Origin of the sequence: Pseudocalidococcus azoricus BACA0444 (genome assembly GCF_031729055.1) — a bacterium.
GTDB classification, from domain to species: Bacteria; Cyanobacteriota; Cyanobacteriia; order Thermosynechococcales; family Thermosynechococcaceae; genus Pseudocalidococcus; species Pseudocalidococcus azoricus.
Window position 1 is genome coordinate 72,690 of sequence record NZ_JAVMIP010000013.1, and the last position, 19,555, is coordinate 92,244.

Annotated in this window: 19 protein-coding genes, 1 tRNA gene and 1 pseudogene; 11 read left to right on the forward strand and 10 right to left on the reverse strand. The window is 46.9% G+C overall.

All coding sequences use genetic code 11. The features are described 5' to 3' along the window. Window positions 1–35: 35 nt before the first annotated feature. Together RIF25_RS12045 and RIF25_RS12050 are read right to left on the reverse strand one after the other, a co-directional pair. On the reverse strand, window positions 36–1,760 hold the full coding sequence (locus RIF25_RS12045) for a serine/threonine-protein kinase (RefSeq protein WP_322878789.1): 1,725 nt from the start codon (window positions 1,758–1,760) through the stop codon (window positions 36–38). A 9-nt stretch (window positions 1,761–1,769) separates the two neighbouring features. After that, window positions 1,770–1,979, reverse strand: a complete 210-nt coding sequence (locus tag RIF25_RS12050; RefSeq protein WP_322878790.1) for a hypothetical protein — start codon at window positions 1,977–1,979, stop codon at window positions 1,770–1,772. Between the two features lie 77 nt (window positions 1,980–2,056). On the opposite strand from RIF25_RS12050, the gene rpsL reads away from it, so the two are divergent. The 5 genes from rpsL (at window position 2,057) to rpsJ (ending at window position 6,808) form a co-directional block, all read left to right on the forward strand. Continuing rightward, the gene (gene rpsL, locus RIF25_RS12055) at window positions 2,057–2,461 is read left to right on the forward strand and encodes a 30S ribosomal protein S12 (RefSeq protein ID WP_015123967.1); all 405 of its coding nucleotides are present in this window, start codon (window positions 2,057–2,059) and stop codon (window positions 2,459–2,461) included. Between the two features lie 43 nt (window positions 2,462–2,504). After that, a complete protein-coding gene (rpsG, locus tag RIF25_RS12060) occupies window positions 2,505–2,975 on the forward strand; it encodes a 30S ribosomal protein S7 (RefSeq protein ID WP_015123966.1) in 471 nt (156 codons plus the stop codon). A 100-nt stretch (window positions 2,976–3,075) separates the two neighbouring features. Then, window positions 3,076–5,151 carry an elongation factor G gene (gene fusA / locus RIF25_RS12065; RefSeq protein ID WP_322878791.1) on the forward strand — a complete coding sequence of 692 codons (2,076 nt, stop codon included), beginning with the start codon at window positions 3,076–3,078 and terminating at the stop codon, window positions 5,149–5,151. Window positions 5,152–5,169: 18 nt separating this feature from the next. Then, entirely contained in the window at window positions 5,170–6,399 is a 1,230-nt protein-coding gene (gene tuf / locus RIF25_RS12070) for an elongation factor Tu (RefSeq protein ID WP_322878792.1), read from the forward strand. Between the two features lie 91 nt (window positions 6,400–6,490). Then, complete coding sequence (gene rpsJ, locus RIF25_RS12075; protein WP_015123963.1) at window positions 6,491–6,808, forward strand: 30S ribosomal protein S10; 318 nt, start codon at window positions 6,491–6,493, stop codon at window positions 6,806–6,808. A gap of 72 nt (window positions 6,809–6,880) precedes the next feature. Here rpsJ and RIF25_RS12080 read toward each other — a convergent pair whose 3' ends face one another. Further along, window positions 6,881–7,675, reverse strand: a complete 795-nt coding sequence (locus tag RIF25_RS12080) for a response regulator transcription factor (RefSeq protein ID WP_322878793.1) — start codon at window positions 7,673–7,675, stop codon at window positions 6,881–6,883. Between the two features lie 104 nt (window positions 7,676–7,779). Continuing rightward, entirely contained in the window at window positions 7,780–8,751 is a 972-nt protein-coding gene (locus RIF25_RS12085; protein WP_322878794.1) for a hypothetical protein, read from the reverse strand. 319 nt (window positions 8,752–9,070) lie between these two features. Here RIF25_RS12085 and RIF25_RS17310 point away from each other — a divergent pair, with 319 nt between their 5' ends. Continuing rightward, window positions 9,071–9,334: a hypothetical protein gene (locus RIF25_RS17310; RefSeq protein WP_407682402.1), complete on the forward strand. Its 264-nt coding sequence runs from the start codon at window positions 9,071–9,073 to the stop codon at window positions 9,332–9,334. Here RIF25_RS17310 and purU read toward each other — a convergent pair. Genes purU through RIF25_RS12105 form a run of 4 tightly spaced genes read right to left on the reverse strand, consistent with a single transcriptional unit; the run spans window position 9,216 to window position 13,154 of the window. Continuing rightward, window positions 9,216–10,070: a formyltetrahydrofolate deformylase gene (gene purU, locus RIF25_RS12090; RefSeq protein ID WP_322878795.1), complete on the reverse strand. Its 855-nt coding sequence runs from the start codon at window positions 10,068–10,070 to the stop codon at window positions 9,216–9,218. The genes RIF25_RS17310 and purU overlap by 119 nt on opposite strands. 4 nt (window positions 10,071–10,074) lie before the next feature. Next, window positions 10,075–10,527, reverse strand: a complete 453-nt coding sequence (locus tag RIF25_RS12095) for a hypothetical protein (RefSeq protein ID WP_322878796.1) — start codon at window positions 10,525–10,527, stop codon at window positions 10,075–10,077. Window positions 10,528–10,535: 8 nt separating this feature from the next. Beyond that, window positions 10,536–10,778, reverse strand: coding sequence for a hypothetical protein (locus RIF25_RS12100; protein WP_322878797.1), 243 nt, complete (start codon window positions 10,776–10,778; stop codon window positions 10,536–10,538). A 30-nt stretch (window positions 10,779–10,808) separates the two neighbouring features. After that, entirely contained in the window at window positions 10,809–13,154 is a 2,346-nt protein-coding gene (locus RIF25_RS12105) for a heavy metal translocating P-type ATPase (protein WP_322878798.1), read from the reverse strand. A 201-nt stretch (window positions 13,155–13,355) separates the two neighbouring features. On the opposite strand from RIF25_RS12105, the gene RIF25_RS12110 reads away from it, so the two are divergent. From RIF25_RS12110 to vapC, 4 genes and pseudogenes are all read left to right on the forward strand, one after another. Next, the gene (locus tag RIF25_RS12110) at window positions 13,356–14,795 is read left to right on the forward strand and encodes a caspase family protein (protein WP_322878799.1); all 1,440 of its coding nucleotides are present in this window, start codon (window positions 13,356–13,358) and stop codon (window positions 14,793–14,795) included. A gap of 91 nt (window positions 14,796–14,886) precedes the next feature. After that, window positions 14,887–15,070: pseudogene (locus tag RIF25_RS17315) on the forward strand (hypothetical protein). Window positions 15,071–15,221: 151 nt separating this feature from the next. Next, complete coding sequence (gene vapB, locus RIF25_RS12115; protein WP_322878800.1) at window positions 15,222–15,455, forward strand: type II toxin-antitoxin system VapB family antitoxin; 234 nt, start codon at window positions 15,222–15,224, stop codon at window positions 15,453–15,455. Between the two features lie 8 nt (window positions 15,456–15,463). Then, the gene (gene vapC, locus RIF25_RS12120; protein WP_322878801.1) at window positions 15,464–15,874 is read left to right on the forward strand and encodes a type II toxin-antitoxin system tRNA(fMet)-specific endonuclease VapC; all 411 of its coding nucleotides are present in this window, start codon (window positions 15,464–15,466) and stop codon (window positions 15,872–15,874) included. Window positions 15,875–16,250: 376 nt separating this feature from the next. On the opposite strand, the gene RIF25_RS12125 is transcribed toward vapC, so the two are convergent. Both RIF25_RS12125 and ruvB read right to left on the reverse strand, forming a co-directional pair. Beyond that, entirely contained in the window at window positions 16,251–17,108 is an 858-nt protein-coding gene (locus RIF25_RS12125) for an inositol monophosphatase family protein (RefSeq protein ID WP_322878802.1), read from the reverse strand. Window positions 17,109–17,370: 262 nt separating this feature from the next. Beyond that, window positions 17,371–18,432, reverse strand: a complete 1,062-nt coding sequence (ruvB, locus tag RIF25_RS12130) for a Holliday junction branch migration DNA helicase RuvB (protein WP_322878803.1) — start codon at window positions 18,430–18,432, stop codon at window positions 17,371–17,373. 122 nt (window positions 18,433–18,554) lie between these two features. On the opposite strand from ruvB, the gene RIF25_RS12135 reads away from it, so the two are divergent. After that, window positions 18,555–18,626, forward strand: a tRNA-Thr gene (locus RIF25_RS12135). The last annotated feature ends 929 nt before the right edge of the window (window positions 18,627–19,555 follow it).

Here is a 19,555-nt window from a genome sequence, read left to right on the forward strand (position 1 = left end):
CAACCCTGCTAATTGATCAGAAGCCCTAGCAATTTCTAAAAGATTAAATCCAGGCCCATGGCACTAAACTCTACCCACTCCAGCTTGCCCTTTTCTCCATCCCAACTCGCTAACCACAAGCCCCTATCCCCACCCAGGGCTATTCCTGTCAGTTGGCTTTTGACCGCAATTCCTCCCAACAACTCCCCTGTTTCCGAAAGACAGGCAACGCGTTCCTGATCCGCTACGGCATAGCCCCAGGGGGTTGCGGTTATCCACAGGGGAGAGAAGCTTAAGGTCAGTCGTTGAACTTGCCAAGGCTTAAGACGCAGCAGAATCAGAGCCTGGGGTTGGTCAGGGGTTAAAGCCAGAAACTGCCAAGGATCTCTGCGGGACTGGGTCATCTGCCTGATCCGAAAGGGTAATCCAGTCATCAAAAGGGCTTGTCCACGGCGATTAAAGAGATGGAGTTGGGTTTGTTGACCCTTACTAACGCCCACCACAGCCAGGCCATAGCGAGCATTCACCGAAATTAAATGTTGTAAACGACTCAACTCGGGATTCAGTAATGCACAGGTATAAACGGCCCCTCTGGGCCAATGCATGATCTCTAGGGGCTCTGATAAGTCCGCTGGGGCCTGGACAAGCCATTTTCCCTGGGCTTCAATCCCCAAGACATAATTCTTATGATGTCCAGGATGTCCTAGTGGAATCAATGAGGGAGCCGACTGCCCTCCCAGATAAAGATGACCTACAGCATCCCGGTAATAATAGTTAACCTGGCTAGAATAGAGTTTCTTCGCCGGGGCCTGGATCGCCATGATGCTTCTGGGACTGCCATCAACTGAGAACTGAAAAATCTGGTTGGTGCAAATTCCATAGGCGGCCTCTTCCACAGGAATTAGCTCTGTTAAAGGGTGATCAAGAGGATAATTAGTCCGGGATTGCCAGGCCTGGAACCAAGTGGCCGATTTTGGAAACAAGGGATAGAATTGCTTTCCCTCAGCCAACAAAACATCATGGGCTAACTTCACGGCCCGAGACATTTCGGTGGCAGTTTGATAGCGTTTTTGAGGCAATTTACTTAAGGCTTTACGCAGAAGAGTTTGGACTAGAAATGGCAGGCCTGGGGAAATTTCTGGGGATTGGCTTAAATGGGCACTCATCAACTCTACTGGAGTCCCTCGAAAGGGTCGCTCCCCAGTCATCATCTCAAACAACAAAATTCCGACAGCATACAAATCAGAGGTGGGTGAATATTTTCCATAAAACCGCTCTGGAGCCATATAGGCCGGAGAACCCGTATGTCCAGCACTTTCCACCTCCGCCTCAATACGGGCTACCCCCAAATCCGAAATCTGGGCCCGCCAGGCCTGGCGCGTTAACCGCAGTAAGATGTTCTCTGGCTTAATATCACAGTGAATAATGCCCTGCCCATGAATATATTGCAATCCAGCCAAAACCTCCGCCGTTAATTCCAGTGCCAATAACAGAGGTAAATGCCGCTCTTGCTCCAATAATCCCCGCAGGGTTCCCCCTTCCCCATAGTCCATGACCAAACAACGCCGCCCCTGCCAATAATCCAAGGTATGACAGCGCACCACTTGGGGATGATTAAAGCCCAGCAAAAATCGGAGTTCTCGCAAAAAATTCCGGGTCGGAAACCGTTGTGGATGCAATGCCTTCAATGCCACCAGGCCCCGCCGCAATGGACTATAGGCTAAATATACCTGACCATACTGCCCCTGCCCCACCAGGCCCAATGGACGATACTGGGACATTACAAGTCACTAAAACTGCCGTAAAAAACCATACAAACGCAATAAACCCCTAAGATAGGGGGCAATGGTTAATAAAATATCAGTCTCAAGCAAATTTTCTACCACATTAATTTTAGACTTTCTCCCCAATCTCCGCCCAAAACTTTGAAAATCATCACAGCCCATTGCCAGGCCTTGATCGCGAGCTTTAACCCCAACCATCCCAAAAAATTCTGCCAATAGTTTGACACCGCCCCCCCAAACTCGATACACTAAGAGGTCGGTGAAATATTTGCATCACGGAATTATCATACCCAATGCCCACTATTCAGCAGTTAATCCGCCAAGAGCGTGAACTTCTAAAAAAGAAAACTAAGTCCCCAGCCCTAAAAAGCTGTCCCCAACGGCGCGGCGTTTGTACCCGTGTTTATACCACTACCCCCAAAAAGCCCAACTCGGCCCTGCGGAAAGTAGCTCGGGTACGCTTAACTTCTGGGTTTGAAGTCACTGCCTACATTCCGGGTATTGGTCACAACCTCCAAGAACATTCCGTTGTGATGATTCGAGGTGGCCGGGTCAAAGACTTACCAGGGGTTCGCTACCACATTATCCGGGGTACGCTTGATACCGCCGGAGTTAAAGACCGCAAACAAGGTCGTTCCAAATATGGAGCCAAACAACCTAAGCCCGGAGCCGCCACTCCCACAAAAGGTAAGAAATAATTTTTAGTCAGTTTATTGCAGTGCAACTAGAGTTTTAACCACTATGTCCCGTCGTACCCGCGCCACCAAACGTCCCACGGCCCCCGATCCGGTCTATAACAGCCGCCTAATCAGTATGCTGATTCAACGCATTATGCTGAGTGGCAAAAAGTCTATCGCCGGCCGGATTGTCTATGATGCCATGAAAACCGTTGAGGAACGGACTGGACAAGAGGCTCTGCAAATCTTTGAAAAAGCGATCAAGAATGCGACCCCCTTGGTTGAAGTCAAAGCCCGCCGAGTGGGTGGAGCTACCTATCAAGTCCCGATGGAAGTCCGCCAAGATCGGGGCACAGCCCTAGCCCTACGCTGGTTAGTTCAATTTTCCCGGAAACGCTCTGGCCGCTCTATGGTCAATAAGTTAGCCAATGAAGTTATGGATGCCGCCAACGAAACCGGAAGCACGATTCGGAAACGGGAAGAAACCCACAAAATGGCTGAGGCCAACAAAGCCTTTGCTCATTATCGTTATTGATTTATTCCTGTTTTGAGCCATCATCCAGGCCAATTGGATACAATTAAATTGATTACGTTAACTTTTTTTAACCACGATTGAGCACATTAAGGAGGTAGCTGTGGCCCGGACTGTCCCGCTAGAGCGCATTAGAAATATTGGCATCGCCGCTCACATTGACGCGGGTAAAACCACCACAACTGAACGCATCCTCTTCTATTCTGGGGTGGTGCATAAAATCGGCGAAGTCCACGATGGCAATGCCACAACTGACTGGATGGCCCAGGAGCGAGAACGGGGAATCACGATTACCGCCGCCGCCATTAGCACTTCCTGGAAAAATCATCAAATCAACATCATCGATACCCCAGGCCATGTGGACTTTACCATCGAAGTCGAACGCTCCATGCGGGTATTGGATGGCGTAATTGCCGTTTTTTGCTCAGTCGGTGGCGTTCAACCGCAGTCGGAAACTGTCTGGCGGCAGGCGGATCGCTACAAAGTCCCCCGGATTGTCTTTGTCAATAAAATGGATCGCACCGGTGCCAACTTTTACAAGGTTTACGGGCAAATCACGGATCGCTTGCGAGCTAATGCCGTGCCGATTCAACTGCCCATTGGGGCCGAAGACCAATTTCAAGGAGTCGTTGATCTCGTCCATCAAAAGGCCTATATCTACAAAGACGATCTGGGCAAAGAAATTGTCGAAACTGAAATCCCCGCCGACATGGCCGATAAAGCCGAAGAATTCCGGATCAAGTTGATCGAAGCCGTGGCCGAAACCGATGACGACCTGATGGAGAAATACCTGGAAGGGGAAGAACTGACGGAAGCCGAAATCAAAACCGGTTTACGGCGGGGGACGATTGCTGGCACGATTGTTCCGTTGATTTGTGGGTCTGCCTTCAAAAATAAAGGGGTGCAGCTACTACTTGATGCTGTAGTGGACTATTTACCCTCTCCTTTAGAAGTTCCGGCGATTCAAGGTACTTTGCCCGATGGTTCTGTGGTTGAGCGTCACGCCGATGATACCGAGCCTTTATCTGCCCTGGCCTTCAAAATTATGGCGGATCCCTTTGGTCGCTTAACCTTTGTTCGGGTCTATTCTGGGGTCTTGAAAAAAGGCAGTTATGTCCTCAATGCCACCAAGAACAAGAAAGAACGCATTTCTCGCTTGATCGTCCTCAAAGCCGATGATCGGATTGAAGTGGATGAGCTGCGGGCGGGTGATTTAGGTGCCACTTTGGGACTGAAAGATACCTTTACCGGTGACACACTTTGTGAAGATAATTCCCCGATTATCCTCGAGTCCCTGTTTATTCCTGAGCCAGTGATTTCTGTGGCCGTGGAACCCAAAACCAAACAGGATATGGAAAAGCTCTCCAAAGCCCTGCAATCCTTGTCTGAAGAAGATCCCACCTTCCGCGTCAGTGTTGATCCCGAAACCAACCAAACCGTAATTGCTGGTATGGGGGAATTGCACCTAGAAATTCTTGTGGATCGGATGCTGCGGGAGTTCAAGGTGGAAGCCAATATTGGTCAACCCCAAGTCGCCTATCGGGAAACCGTGCGTAAACCGGTGCGGACGGAAGGGAAGTTTATTCGGCAAAGCGGTGGTAAAGGGCAGTATGGTCACGTTGTGATCGAGTTAACCCCTGGCGAACCTGGGAGTGGCTTTGAGTTTGTCTCCAAAATTGTCGGCGGTACCGTTCCTAAAGAATATGTGGGTCCGGCAGAACAGGGGATGAAAGAAGCCTGCGAATCGGGTATTTTGGCGGGTTATCCTGTGATTGACCTGAAGGTTACGCTGGTGGATGGCTCTTACCACGATGTGGACTCTTCCGAAATGGCTTTCAAAATTGCTGGGTCTATGGCGATTAAGGACGCAGTGATGAAATCGAATCCGGTCTTGCTGGAGCCGATGATGAAAGTGGAAGTTGAAGTTCCAGAAGATTTCCTGGGAACCGTGATGGGAGACTTGATTTCTCGTCGGGGTCAAATTGAGGGGCAAGTGGCTGAAGGTGGCCTGGCCAAAGTGACAGCTAAAGTCCCTCTGGAGCGGATGTTTGGCTATGCCACCGATATTCGCTCGAATACTCAGGGACGGGGTATTTTCTCAATGGAATTTAGCCATTACGAGGAAGTCCCCAAAAATGTGGCTGAGGCCATCATCGCTAAAAACAAAGGGAACGCTTAGTTACACAAGAGGAATTAAATGGCACGCGCTAAATTTGAACGGACTAAACCCCACGTCAACATCGGTACAATTGGCCACGTTGACCACGGTAAAACCACTCTCACCGCTGCAATTACCATGACCCTGGCGGCCTTGGGACAAGCATCAGCCAAAAAATATGACGAAATTGATGCTGCTCCTGAGGAAAAAGCCCGGGGGATTACGATTAACACGGCCCACGTGGAGTACGAAACCGAAAATCGTCACTATGCCCACGTGGATTGCCCAGGCCACGCTGACTATGTGAAAAACATGATCACGGGTGCGGCGCAGATGGACGGGGCAATTCTGGTGGTCGCGGCCACAGATGGTGCCATGCCCCAAACTAAAGAGCATATTCTTTTGGCCCGGCAGGTGGGTGTACCCAGCATTGTCGTCTTCTTGAACAAAGTGGATCAAGTGGATGACGAAGAACTTTTGGAATTGGTGGAATTGGAACTGCGGGAGTTGTTGACCGAATATGATTTCCCTGGCGATGATTTACCGATCATCAAAGGTTCTGGTTTGAAAGCTTTAGAAGCGATGACCGCCAACCCGAAAACCGCCCGGGGCGAGAACGAGTTTGTGGACAAAATCTATGAACTGATGGATGCTGTTGACAGCTTTATCCCCACGCCGACCCGTGATATTGACAAGCCCTTCTTGATGGCGGTGGAAGATGTCTTCTCCATTACAGGCCGGGGAACAGTAGCAACTGGTCGGATTGAGCGGGGTAAAGTCAAGGTTAATGACACTGTGGAATTGGTTGGGATTCGCGATACCCGCAGCACCACCGTGACCGGGATTGAAATGTTCAAGAAGAGCTTGGATGAAGGGATGGCGGGTGATAACGCCGGTCTCTTGCTCCGGGGTCTGAAAAAAGAAGATATCCAACGGGGGATGGTGATTGCCAAACCCGGTTCGATTACTCCCCATACCGAATTTGAAGGGGAAGTTTATGTTCTGACTGAAAAAGAAGGCGGCCGGAAAACCCCCTTCTTCGCTGGCTATCGGCCTCAGTTCTATGTCCGGACAACCGATGTCACCGGCACCATTACCTCCTTTACCAGTGATGAAGGGGAAAACGTGGAAATGGTCATGCCTGGCGACCGGATTAAGGTCAATGTGGAGTTGATCAACCCCATCGCCATTGAACAGGGGATGCGCTTTGCGATTCGGGAAGGTGGCCGCACCATTGGCGCAGGTGTTGTTTCCAAAATCGTCAAATAGTTCAGTGAACTTTGGCCGTCAGTTCTCAGCTTTGGGGCCTGGCGGCTTGGGTTTTGGTTGCTTTTGAACCTTGAAAATTTAAGGAGTTTACATGGCTACGTTACAGCAGCAAAAGATTCGCATTCGTTTGAAGGCGTTTGATCATCGTTTACTCGATACATCCTGCGACCGGATTGTGGATACAGCCAAGCGGACAGGTGCTTCAGCCGTGGGGCCAATTCCGCTTCCAACTCGCCGGAAAATCTATTGCGTTCTGCGGTCTCCTCACGTTGATAAAGATTCCCGTGAACATTTTGAAACCCGGACGCATCGGCGGATTATTGATATTTATCAGCCTTCCCCCAAAACCATTGATGCCTTGATGAAGCTAGATTTGCCCTCTGGGGTTGATATTGAAGTGAAGTTGTAAAGATAGAACCGGGATGCCCCTGGATTCAGCCTATCTTCGTAAAGGCTTTCTACCAACTGGAACTTCTGGAAATCAATGCCAGGCCTGGGAGACGGGGGATGGCTTTGGGGGCACAGGTTGGGGCAAGGAACTGGTAGTCATTTGCCGATGATGGCTGACATTGAGTAGATCAAGGTTGAGGCGATAGCCAACATTCCGAATAGTTTGAATGATGCGGGGGTGCTGGGGGTCAAGTTCGATTTTCTTTCTCAGCGACAGAATATGGGTATCTACAGTACGTGGATTGTCAATGTACTCGGGCCAGGCCCGCAGGAGTAAATCTTGGCGGCTGAGTGGGACACCACCGGCCTGGGTCAGGACATAGAGCAAGCTAAACTCTTGGGGGGTTAAATCAGCGGGATGTTGACGGACAAAGACACGGCGTTGAATTAGATCAATTTGAAGATCGCCAAAATTCAAATAGGCGGGTAAGACAGGATGGGCGCGACGACTGAGAGATTCAATCCGGGCTAAAAATTCTTGCATCCCAAAGGGTTTGGTTAAATAGTCATCAGCCCCAGCCTTGAGGCCAGCAACAATATCTCCTTCCTGGTTACGAGCCGAGAGCATGAAAATTAATACTTGCTGTTGCCGCCGTAACCACCGACAGAGTTCCAGGCCACTGCCATCGGGTAAATCTGTATCCAGGACAATCAGGTCGGGATGGCGGGTCTGGAAAAGTTCTTGGGCGTGTTGGCAGCCAGAGGCTAAATGAACCACAAACCCCGCCTGCTGGAGATGCCAACCCAACAGTGAGCGCAGATGGGGATTGCTTTGAACAACTTGGATATGGATGATCGCCTGCAAAATAGCCTTTTGAACACGCAAAATGATGATGGCTAATTTAGCAAATTGACTCTGACCATTCCGTAGCTCTGGCCACAAATTCTTGGAGGCGGAACAACAAATTAGGGTTACAGTTTATTAACGCTCTAGACCCCTTGGAAGATTTTGGGATTAAACATTTCCCGCAAGGCCTGGTAGTAGGGCGTTAAGGCTGCACTGTCGAGGTTGGTTGTCCGAGTTTTGATTTCTGTACCAAGGAGATAGACCATTTGATAGACCAACTCCCAGGTGACGTTTAAGGTGGGATAGAGCATCAGGCAAAGGGGAAATAGCTCCCGTTGAATGGCATCTAAGCTCCCCTCCAGTAAACAAACCCACAAATAGATTTGAAACATTTCCACATCCCGGATGCTCGAGGTTCTAACTTGGGGATGGTTTAAGGGGCCAGTAAAACAGCGGTGATTTTGAAAGGCTGCGGCCACTCGCTGACAGATGGTGGTAGCAATGGCAGTGCTTTCCGGCAAGAGATGACGGACGAGGGATAATCCAGGGGAATTGTAATCATGGTTAGCGGCGGCTTCGTAGGCCCGATGTAACGGCATATAGAGGTGATCGTCAATGACCTTAAAAAAGTTTTGCAGGGTTTCCCGCTGGCTGGCTGGGGCATTTTGGAGCAGGATCACTCCCGTGTGGTGAAATTGCAGGCTGACAAAACCAATGACACGGGGATCCACGGCGGTATGTTTGCGGCGAACTTGTCCGACAGTTGGCCCCACTGTCATCGTCAGTTGGTCTGGGGTTTTGCCGTCCCGATAAAGGGTTAAGGTTTGCTGATAGATATCATGAATATCCTTAGAAATATCCCAAGGATCAATCAACTCAGCAGCAATATCATGGCGGCGAAGTTCTGACCCTAAAAAGCCTTCAGTCCGATTCCAGGCCTGGACACTTGCTTGGCGTAGATCAGCTTGGAGCTTTTTGGCGACTGTGGCGGGATCATCAATGAGGGCCTGGTTTGGGTCATTGAGATTACGGACATAGCGTTTTGCCCACTCCTGAGCCAATTGAGCCGGAGATGCAGCAGCAGGAGCAGAGGGGGTAAGGGCAACGGGAGACATCGTCAAGAAAAACCTATAGCAAGTATTAAGCTTTGTAAACCACCTTAACGCTTTTCTTAATAACTGGCAAGAGCAAAAGGCTGCACCTCGACTAGAGAGATTATTGGCCTTGAGCTATCAGGGGTTTTAGCACTATTTTCAAAGTCATCCCCAGGCCTGGCAAGCGCGCTAGAGTAAATTCAGCGAGAGGGTCAAAACAATGCAAGTGACACAAACCCTATACGGAACAGACTATGCAAACTGGGTCGCAGAAACCTTAGCCTAATGAGAAGCCAGAGATTTTACAGAGCTTGATTTAGAGCATCTTATTGAGGAGGTTATGAGCTTGGGGAGTTCAGAACGACACGCTCTGGCAAGTCAATGGATCCGGGTTGTCAAACATTTACGGAAGTTATCCAGGCAACCTCACACTGATAACTATCACAATAGCTGGGTATCGAGTGTTGTAGAAGGATTGGATCGCTCTAAGCAAAGACTGCGGTGCGATTTCCATAGGCCAGAACCCGTTGTTGTAAGTGCAGATGAACGGCTCTGGCTAAAACAATTCGTTCTAAATCTTTGCCCTTGCGAATCAAATCACTAACATCATCTCGATGACTAACCCGAACCACATCTTGCTCAATAATTGGCCCTTGATCTAATTCTGGGGTGACATAGTGGGCCGTAGCCCCGATGATTTTTACGCCCCGTTCATGGGCCCGTTGGTAAGGATTGGCTCCGGCAAAGGCCGGTAAAAAGGAGTGATGAATGTTGATGACTGACTTGAACTGGGCCAGAAAATCTGGACTTAAGACCTGCATATATTTGGCTAAAACGACTAGATCAATCCGATAACCGGCCAACAGTTCTAGTTCCCGTTCTTCTTGTTCGGCTTTATTGGCGGAGGTAATGGGTAAATAGTGATAATCAATTTCAAACTGGGTGGCAAGGGCCTGGCAGGTGGGATGGTTACTGATGATGCAAACAATCTCGGCGGGCAGTTCCCCAGCCTGGTGTCGCCAAATTAAATCTAATAAACAATGATCCTGTTTGCTGACCCAAATCGCCAAGCGGGGCCGGACATCGGAAAAATGGAGTTGCCACTGGGCCTGGAGGGGTTGAGCAATGGCCTGGAATGCGGGGCCGATGAGTTCTCGGGGGAGATGAAAGCCATCAAGTTGCCACTCTAAGCGGGTTAAAAACAGGCCGGCCTGGGCATCGGTGTGGTGATCGGCATGGATGATGTTACCACCGTTGCTGTAGATAAATTGGGAGAGTTTGGCCACCAGGCCCCGTTGATCTGGACAGGAAACTAAGAGTGTCGCGGTGGGAATTGTCATTGAGTTAGTCTTTTTTCCGATTAAGAGTTGTAATCAGTCCAGCCCCACCGGCTCCCCCTAACAAGACGTTAAAGACTTGATTTGGCAAGGCTTGATCTTTGGTAAAAGCAGCATAAATAAAACACATCGTAAATAGTCCGAAAATTCCACCCAGGATTAACCGAGTCTCCTTTGCTAAGTTCTCTTTATGCTTTTGTTGGCGAACTGCTAGTTGGAGTTGGTAGTGTCTTTCATCGCTAGACTCAGCAAACTTAATCAGAGCATCAGGATCCTGTTGAATTAAGCCTTGGATAGTCGCAGGGTTAACGAATATGGATCGATTACTAATGTCCTTGCTTTCAAGAATTTGCAAAACTTCTGGAGTAATGCTGACAGTGTTCTGCTCTTCAGAGGATTCAGGGGAAGTATGAGTGATGGCTTCGGCTTGATTTGGCTGATCATCAGGTGTATTTGTCATAAGAATTCCTAATCATCATAAGAATATGAAAATGCTCGATTCAACGCAGACACAACCCGATACCCAGCTAATTCTTGTTTACTATGAGTCTTAGGAAACCAAAGGTAAGCCTCAAATTCCCCTGCTTTTGGCCAGTCAGGCACAATAGTCCCGCCAGATTTTCGGACTGATTCCAGGGAATTTGCAAATGCTTTTTTCGTAGCGTTATTAGCACTTGAAGGAATCGAAAACCTCAAAATTGCTTGCTGCATTGGCTTAACGTCTCCCAGAAGTCAGGTGATTTAATTCCAAATCCAGCTCGATTTTACCCGATTTAAGAGTAAGGCATTGACCACAACAGATATTGAACTGAGAGCCATACAGGCCGCAGCCAGGCCAGGAGTAAGGCTAATCTGCCAAATCGGTAATAACACGCCTGCCGCCACTGGAATTGCAATTAGGTTATAGCCACAGGCCCAGGCCAGGTTTTGTTGAATCTTAGAAAATGTTGCTCGACTGAGTTGAATCGCCGCCACCACATCCGCCAAACGGTTATGGGTCAAAACAATACCCGCAGTTTCTAAGGCCACATCCGTCCCGCTGGCCAAGGCAATTCCAACATCGGCCCCCGCCAAAGCAGGTGCATCATTCGTGCCATCCCCGACCATCGCAACAGTTTTTCCGGCTACTTTTTGCTGTTCAATCCAGGCCACTTTTTCGGTGGGTAAGAGTTGGGTTTGAATTTGATTTTCCGTTAAATTGAGAGGGGCAAGAATTTCATGGGTTGCGGTTGCTGAGTCTCCGGTTAAAACGTGAATTTCCAGGCCCATTTTTTTAAGGCTTTCTAGGGTTTGAGCCGTATCTGGACGCAGCTGATCTTGCAGTGTGATTAAACCAATAATTGTCTGATCCAGGCCCAGGCCAATTACACTTAAATTTTGTTGATTCTGATCCTTAATAAGCTGCTCAACTTCTAATCCTTCCTTTGCCAACCAGGCCAAGCTACCGACTCGTAAAATCTGCTCATGCCAAACCGCTTTAATTCCCAGGCCAGGGATGGATTCAGTTTCAGTGACTGGGAGGAGGGTAATGTTCTTATCTTTGGCTTCACTCAACAGGGCCTGGGCAATGGGATGGCGATAGTTTTGTTCGAGACTGGCTGCTAGTTGCAGGAGTTCAGTGGCATCAAATTCAGCCAAGGGAATGCAGTTTTGTACTGTGAGTTTGCCCCAGGTCAGGGTTCCGGTTTTATCAAAAACAATCGTTGTTAACTTGTGCAGCGTTTCTAAAACATCCCCACCTCGAATCAGTAAGCCCTGCTCTGCCCCTAAACTCGTGCCCACCAAAATTGCCGTTGGAGTTGCCAAGCCTAAAGCACAGGGACAGGCCACCACCAAGACTGCCATACCCAATTTCAAGCCCAACAATAAACTGGCCGTTCCCCCGGCAATGCCCAAGAGCATCGGAGCCAGGCCCCACCAAAAGCCAATCGTCACCGCCGCCAGCACCAACACGCCATAGGTGAAATATCCGGCAATTAAATCCGCCAGTCGTTGAATCGGAGCTTTTCGGGTCTGGGCCTGGGTGACAAGGGTGAGAATTTGCCCCAAGAGGGTTTCGTTGCCGCAGGCCGTGGCCTGGATTGTAATCGCACTGGCCTGGTTGAGACTGCCGGCCATGACTGAATCACCGGGAATTTTGGCAATCGGGCGCGCTTCTCCGGTTAAGACAGCCTCGGTGACAAAGGTTTCGCCCCGGACTACCACCCCATCCACAGGCAATTTATCTCCGGGCAGGACTCGCAACCAATCCCCACCTTGGACTTGAGCTACGGGAATCGTTAGGCCATCGGTGCGGTCTGGATTCGGCAACCATTGGGCTAAGGCGGGCTGGAGGGCAATCAGGGATCGTAAACTTTGGCTGGCCTGGTTTCTCGCCCGTTGTTCTAAGGTGCGGCCCAAGAGAATAAAGCCAATAATCATCACGGGTTCATCGAAAAAACATTCCCAGGCCAGGCCCGGTACCCGCCAGGCAATCACACTGGCCAGATAAGACGACACCGCCCCCAGGCCAACGAGGGTATTCATGGTTGGATTGCCCCGCCACAAACTTTGCCAGCCATCGCGAATAATTCCCCGGCCAGGCCCAATCAATGCCAAGGTTGCCAAGCCCCAATGCCAGGCCATCGTATGCAAGATGCTTGAGCCCGGAACATGATGCAGCGAAAGACCTAACCAATCTTGAACATGACCCACGCCTGAGAGGAGCAGAAAAACAATGGCCAGAATTAAATCAGTGTGAGGAAAGACAAAAATGACATCGGTGTGGCTGCTTGATTCACCGGATTCTAGGAGGGCTGCGGTAATTGGGAGTTCGCGGCTTAAAACTTCGGTAGGAAATCCGGCCTGGGTTAAATGGTCGGCCAGGGCCTGGGGTTGAATGGTTTCGGGTTCATAGGCCACCATTGCCGTTGCTGTGACTAAATTGACGGCTGCTGAAGTCACGCCTGGTTGCTGCATCAGTTGCTTTTCGACATTGGCCACACAGCCGCCACAACGCATTCCCTTGACCTTGAGAGCAACTGTGGAGCTGGGAATAAGTAGGGTTTGAGTGAGTTCAACAGTGTTTAGTAGCAGGGATGCAAGCATTACTAAATTATTTATTGCTGATGGGGTACTTGCATTCTAAATTCTGCCTACGATATTGGGGGGATATCCTTTTTAAAATTTGATATCTTTGGATTAAGTTAATATTTCTTTAACCTTCTCTCTGCTAAACCTTCCAAAATCTTAGTGTTAGAATATTCTTCTGTATTTCCTCTAGAAACTCATTAGACATATTGGCAAGCCATGAAAATCGCAATAGTCATAGGTATTAGTGATTATGTTAACGTCCCTAAGCTGCCGGGATGCATCACAGATAAAAATGCAATGACTCAACTATTAGAAAAGACATCAAATTATACAGATATTTTAAAAATAGATGAAAACAAAAAAACATCGGCATCCATAAAGCAAGAGATCACAGCTTTTATTTCTAAGTATCAGACTAAAAAAGAGAATATTGAAGAGGTATTTCTTTACTTTAGTGGTCACGGTGAATTCAGGGATAATGAGTTTTTCTATCTTTTGCCTGATTTTGATGAAAAAAAGTTTAAGCAAACATCATTAGAAAACTCTGAACTTGATAATCTGATTAAAACACTATCTCCAGAATTAACAATCAAAGTTATTGACGCTTGTCACGCAGGAGTTTCTTACATTAAGGACAAATCTTTATTTGAATCCTATATAAAAGGAACAAAGGAAGAGTTTGATCATTGCTATTTTCTTTTCTCTTCTCAATCTTTTGAATCCTCATATCAAAATCACCATATTAGTGACTTTACTCATTCATTTCTTGAAGCTATTGTGGAATTTCCAGAGAATACAGAAATTCGATACAAAGACATAATAGATCATATTTCAGATTCTTTTAGAGAGAATCAACACCAAACTCCATACTTTGTGACTCAAGCCAAACATACTGAAATATTTTCTAATGTTACTTCAGAAATTAAGTCTATTTTGAAGTCAAATTTCTTAGATTTAAATATTGAAACACAGAAGCAGCAGAATGTAATGATCCATGGAAAAACACTCCATGACCGAATCAAAGATGATGCCGTCAGGTATTGTACAGAGGAAGAGACTATTAAAAGTTTAAATGCTCTAATAAATTTACTCAAACAATATCAAAACTCGCAGGACTTGTTGAATTTATATAGTTTTAGCTTAGATGTTATAAACAATAATTCTATTGATTTTGATACAGCTTCAATTGGTTTATGGTTGTCTCAAAATGAGAATACACTTTTTGCCATGCCTACCTATAAAACCATCACTGTAAAAGTAAAAAAACGCAAATGGCATCCTTTGTTAGGAGCTTCATTTTATAGGGATGATTTTGAACTTGTAGATGAGAAAAAGCAAGTTATTAAGGGTTTTGAGGCAACTGTTTCCCTTCCATATCTTTATTTATATTTGGAAGCAAGCCCTCTATATCCGAATTTAGCAATTAATGATCGTAACATCGTTCCTTTGGTTTCGGAAACGGAAATTCGCTTATTTTATACCTTTAGTAAGTATCGAAAAGTTTCCTGGCAAGATGTAGAACAGGAGAATGACCTAGAATGGCTAACTGAATCATTCCCAACTAGAGATTTACAAGCTATGGAAGAAACGGTAAATCTCATTTTAGGAGAATTTGAAGATAGAATTCAATCATCACTTTCTAAAGATTTCTCTTAATTCACACAATTCTCAACCAAGAATTAAGACGATTTATTGTTTATTCATAATTACTATAAATTTATAGAATTAGAGTATTAATAATAAAGTTATGTATAAAAAAGATGAAATTGTTGCTGAAATTCATAAATATCGTGAAGAATACACCAAGTCCTTTATATTACGATCTCCAAGCGATATTTGAGGAGTTGAAACGAAAACAGGATGCGTCGGGACGCAAGATCGTCAAACTGCCCATTCAGAAAAATGTTGATCGTGGGTCGGAGTCTTCTTGAGGCTAAGTTTTTTGTGAGTTGATGTTAGTTTACTTAAATGTTGAACCCCCAGGCCCTAGATTAAGGTGATGAGTGTTGTGATTGCTCTGAGAATTAGCTAGATGCTTGGCCTGGGATATACAATGGGGATATACCTCTCAAGGAAACGGATATGGTAGTCAGCAAAATTTTTACGAGCAATCGTAGCCAAGCAGTTCGTTTACCCGCTGATGTCAGATTTGATGAGTCTGTCAAAAAAGTGACTATTCGCGTTAACGGGAAGGAGCGGATCATTGCCCCAGTTGATGCAGTCTGGGATAGTTTCTTTCTAGATGGGCCAGTGGCCAGTGATGATTTTCTCAATGAACGTCCAAGCCAGGAGCAAGCCGAACGGATGCCACTCTAGGGTAAAGCATGCTTCAGTATTTGCTCGATACCAATATTGCCATTTACGTCATTAAGAAACGTCCCCCCTCGGTCTTGAGCTTGTTTAACTCCCATGCCGGGCGAATGGCCATTTCAGCGATTACATTAGCGGAACTAATTCACGGGGCGGAGAAAAGTACAAGGCGCGAGCAGAATTTACAAATGGTTGAGGACTTTTGTAGTCGTCTCACGGTCTTAGACTATACCCCTGCTGCTGCATATCATTACGGCTCAATTCGGGCAGAGCTAGAAAAGCGTGGACAAACCATCGGAGTCAATGATTTACATATCGCTGCCCAGGCCAGGAGTGCGGGTCTAACGCTGATCACAAATAATCTATCGGAGTTTTCCCGAGTCCCAGGCCTGTTAACTGAGAATTGGGTATCATCTGAGCCTTGATTTTAGGTATTTATACAAAGTTATTCAGACATAGAATAGAAGGCTAAAGGTTGAATCATGTATCAAAAAGATGAGATTGTTGCAGAAATTTACAAGTATCGGGAAGAATACGCCAGGTCTTTTAACTATGATCTGCAAGCAATATTCAATGACTTAAAACGAAAACAAGATGCTTCGGGGTGCAAGATTGTTAGGCTTCCCATTAAATGAAATCTTGATTGTCCCTTCGATTCTCCTTGATACTCAATTTTTGTGATTGATCTCAAAATATAAACCCCTACTCCGATATTGAGCAGCCCAACCATTAAATTAGACTCCAAGATCATTGTTTATGGCTCAGTTGCATCAGGCTAACGGGGGGCGGGGAAACAGAAACTTAATCACAGGTCAGACAATTTAGCCAAGGTAAAAAATAGTCACCAATGTTGGGGTTTGCTGCCATCAGAGTTGACTGGGGTTGATTGTGGAGAGACTGGCCCGGGATGAGGGGAAAAAGTTGCGCCTGATTAAGCCAAATCACTGCACCATTCGCAGCCTTGACAATCGGCCAGGCCGGGGCAATATCCCAGATTTGTGGAGTTTTTTCCACCGCCCCCAGGGTATAACCAGCGGCTACGGTCAGAAAATTGTAACTAGCTGAACCTAACATTCTGATCTTCGCGGGGATAGGGCCCAGATGGCTAAGGCTGGCCTGGCTGATCACAGCGGTACTCCGGGCACATAAACTAAAGAACTCCTGAGGGCCGGGTGAAGCCGAGCTTGTCTGGATCGGTTGACCATTCAAAAACGCCCCATCGGGATAATTGGGAGCCTGCCAAAAGCCATGAAAGTTTTGCCCTAAGGGGGGAACTGCCACATAACCAAAGACAGGATACCCTTTGTAACAAAGTGCTAAAGCCACACACCAAATGGGCAAACCGTGGGCAAAATTAGTTGTTCCATCAATGGGATCAATAATCCAAGCCCAGTCTTCAGCCGGAAAAATAGGGTTGCCTTCTTCACTGAGAATGCCGTGATCCGGAAATGCCTTTTGAATCGCCGCGGTTAATTCCTGATCAGCCCAACGATCTCCACTGGTTACTAAACTACCATCCGCCTTCTGCTCCCGTTGAACTTGGCTAAACTCCTTAAGCAACGTAGTCCCCACCCGTGCCGTCAAGGCCTGGCAAAACTCCACCACTTGCGGCCAAAAATCAGCATTTTCAGGGTTCATCATGAGGGGTGAATTGCTCATTGAGGATTACCATTGCCAGGGAGACAGCCGCACGTTATGGCGTGACCCATTGAGGAGCCAGATCACCACAAGTCCCAAAACGCTTTTTAGCCCTAGACGATTTCTATTCACTTATAACAGTCTGCGTCATAACTATAGAACCCAGCTAGGCCCCCAATGTCCCAACTATCATCGAGAAGCTGGCCACCTCCTTGCTTGCCTAGACTCATCTTTGTAAGACTATATTTCTGATTAGTGACCTTACCGTCTGAGTTCAAGGATTTTATAGCTCTAACAACGGGAGCTGCTCCCCAGGAAACTGATAGCCCAAATGTTGCCAGGCCTGGGGGGTGGCCATCCGTCCGCGGGGTGTCCGTTGCAGATAGCCAATTTTCATCAGATAAGGCTCATAAACCTCTTCAATCGTTTGGGCATCTTCCCCCGTCGCAGCAGCCAAAGCATCTAAGCCCGCTGGCCCACCTCGATAGGTTTCAATTAAAACAGTTAGTAGGCGGCGGTCTGTCCAATCTAGCCCCTTGGGGTCAACATTAAACAGTTCCAAGGCTTCCTGAGCAATCAGATCCGTAATCTTGCCCTGATGCTTAACTGCCCCATAGTCTCGGACGCGTTTTAGTAACCGATTGGCAATTCGCGGTGTCCCCCTAGCCCGCCGAGCAATTTCTAAACAGGCCTCTGGAGTTACCGTAGCTTGCAAAATTTGGGCTGTCCGACTGATGATTTGACTTAACTCCTCGGGATTATAAAAACGTAAGCGTTGAATCAACCCAAAGCGATCTCGTAAGGGGGATGTTAAGGCTCCGGCCCGGGTTGTTGCACCGACCAGGGTAAAGCGTTGTAACGGCAAGCTCCGACTCCGGGCACTCTGACCTTTACCAATGGTGATGTCTAGACGAAAATCTTCCATGGCGGGATAGAGTAACTCCTCGGTCATGCGGCTGAGACGATGTATTTCATCTATAAATAAAATATCCCCTGGCTTTAAGTTGACCAGCAGACCGACAATATCGCGGGGGCGTTCTAAGGCTGGGGCACTGGTTACTTTGCAGGTGACTCCCATTTCCGCAGCTAGAATTAAGGCGATGGTGGTTTTGCCCAGGCCTGGGGGGCCATATAACAACAAGTGATCCAGGTATTCTTGGCGGGACTTGGCCGCTTGAATGGCAATATCTAATACCTGCTTTAACTCCCCTTGACCAACATATTCAGCTAAGGATTGGGGGCGGATCTTTTCCTCAGGGCGATTGGGGGCATCCTCAGGGAGTGGCTTGGCCTGGAGGAGGTTGGGGATTGGTTCAGGATTGGCCGCAGATGAGAGAATTGGCATGGAAAATAATCTGATGAAAACTTGAGAATAAGGCAGGCCACAGGGTAAACCTTAGCTTACACAGGCCTGGTGAACTAAAAACTACAAAGTGATTCTCTAAGTATGGTATTTTAATGATCCAGGCCCGTGTGGCTCAGTGGTAGAGCACACCCTTGGTAAGGGTGAGGTCACGAGTTCAATCCTCGTCACGGGCTTAGGTTTTTAGGGAATATTCTCTCAAGATTTGAGAGGCTTGGTATGTTTCTCCTAAATTTTCCAGTGGAGATGTAGAAAAGGTTCCCTAAGGGTTCGCAGAAAAGGATAGCTTTAAGAGCATATCGTTATAATCTAAGTCGCCGCCACCCAAAATATCTTCAAAACCAGAAGTGTTGAAAGTTAGCTTAAAGTACAAAAAAAGGCAGAAATTAATATTATTCAATTAGATAGTAAATAGTGAGTTCATCAGGGCATCATTCTCAAGCATTGTCAAATCAATTCTCAAGCAACTCAGCGGTCATCACGATTACCCAGTTCTTAACTCTCAACTGCTTTTCAAAATCTGGTTAACCTACATCTTTGACCAAGGTTGAACGAGTATGAGAGCCTTATTTTATCGCTTAAATAAATCAGGAATTGGGATTAATATGTTCACCTTTTTAAAAGTAAATTAAAATCATGAAAATAGCTTATTTTGGCGATTTTATGCTCAACTAATGCAGCAAGTCAAACGGAAAAATACCATCTCTAAGCTGATACTATTTTCCATTGATTCAACAGTTATTGCCAGTTCTCTTGGGAACAGGGTTATAAGCTGAGCCTACCACCCCTGATATTGAAAGCTTTCAGTCATTAGCACTTCAGTAAGTGTATCGTCAACATTATTCACCGTAAATCCAAGAGAGCCTGATTTTGATTACATATTTAATCTTAGAGTTGATAGATATTTCTATTTGCTATATAGCAAACAGTAATTATTCATGAGAAAATACCATACATACTCAAATGAGAAAAAAGGAGAACAAAATGACTTAAAAACAGTTCAAATAGATATTTTATAATTTTAGGTAGAACCCTAAAGGTAATGATAGCCTTGGAAAAATCAAAGCTGAAGTCACTTGCATCCTTAATCTATGCCTGAATGTCC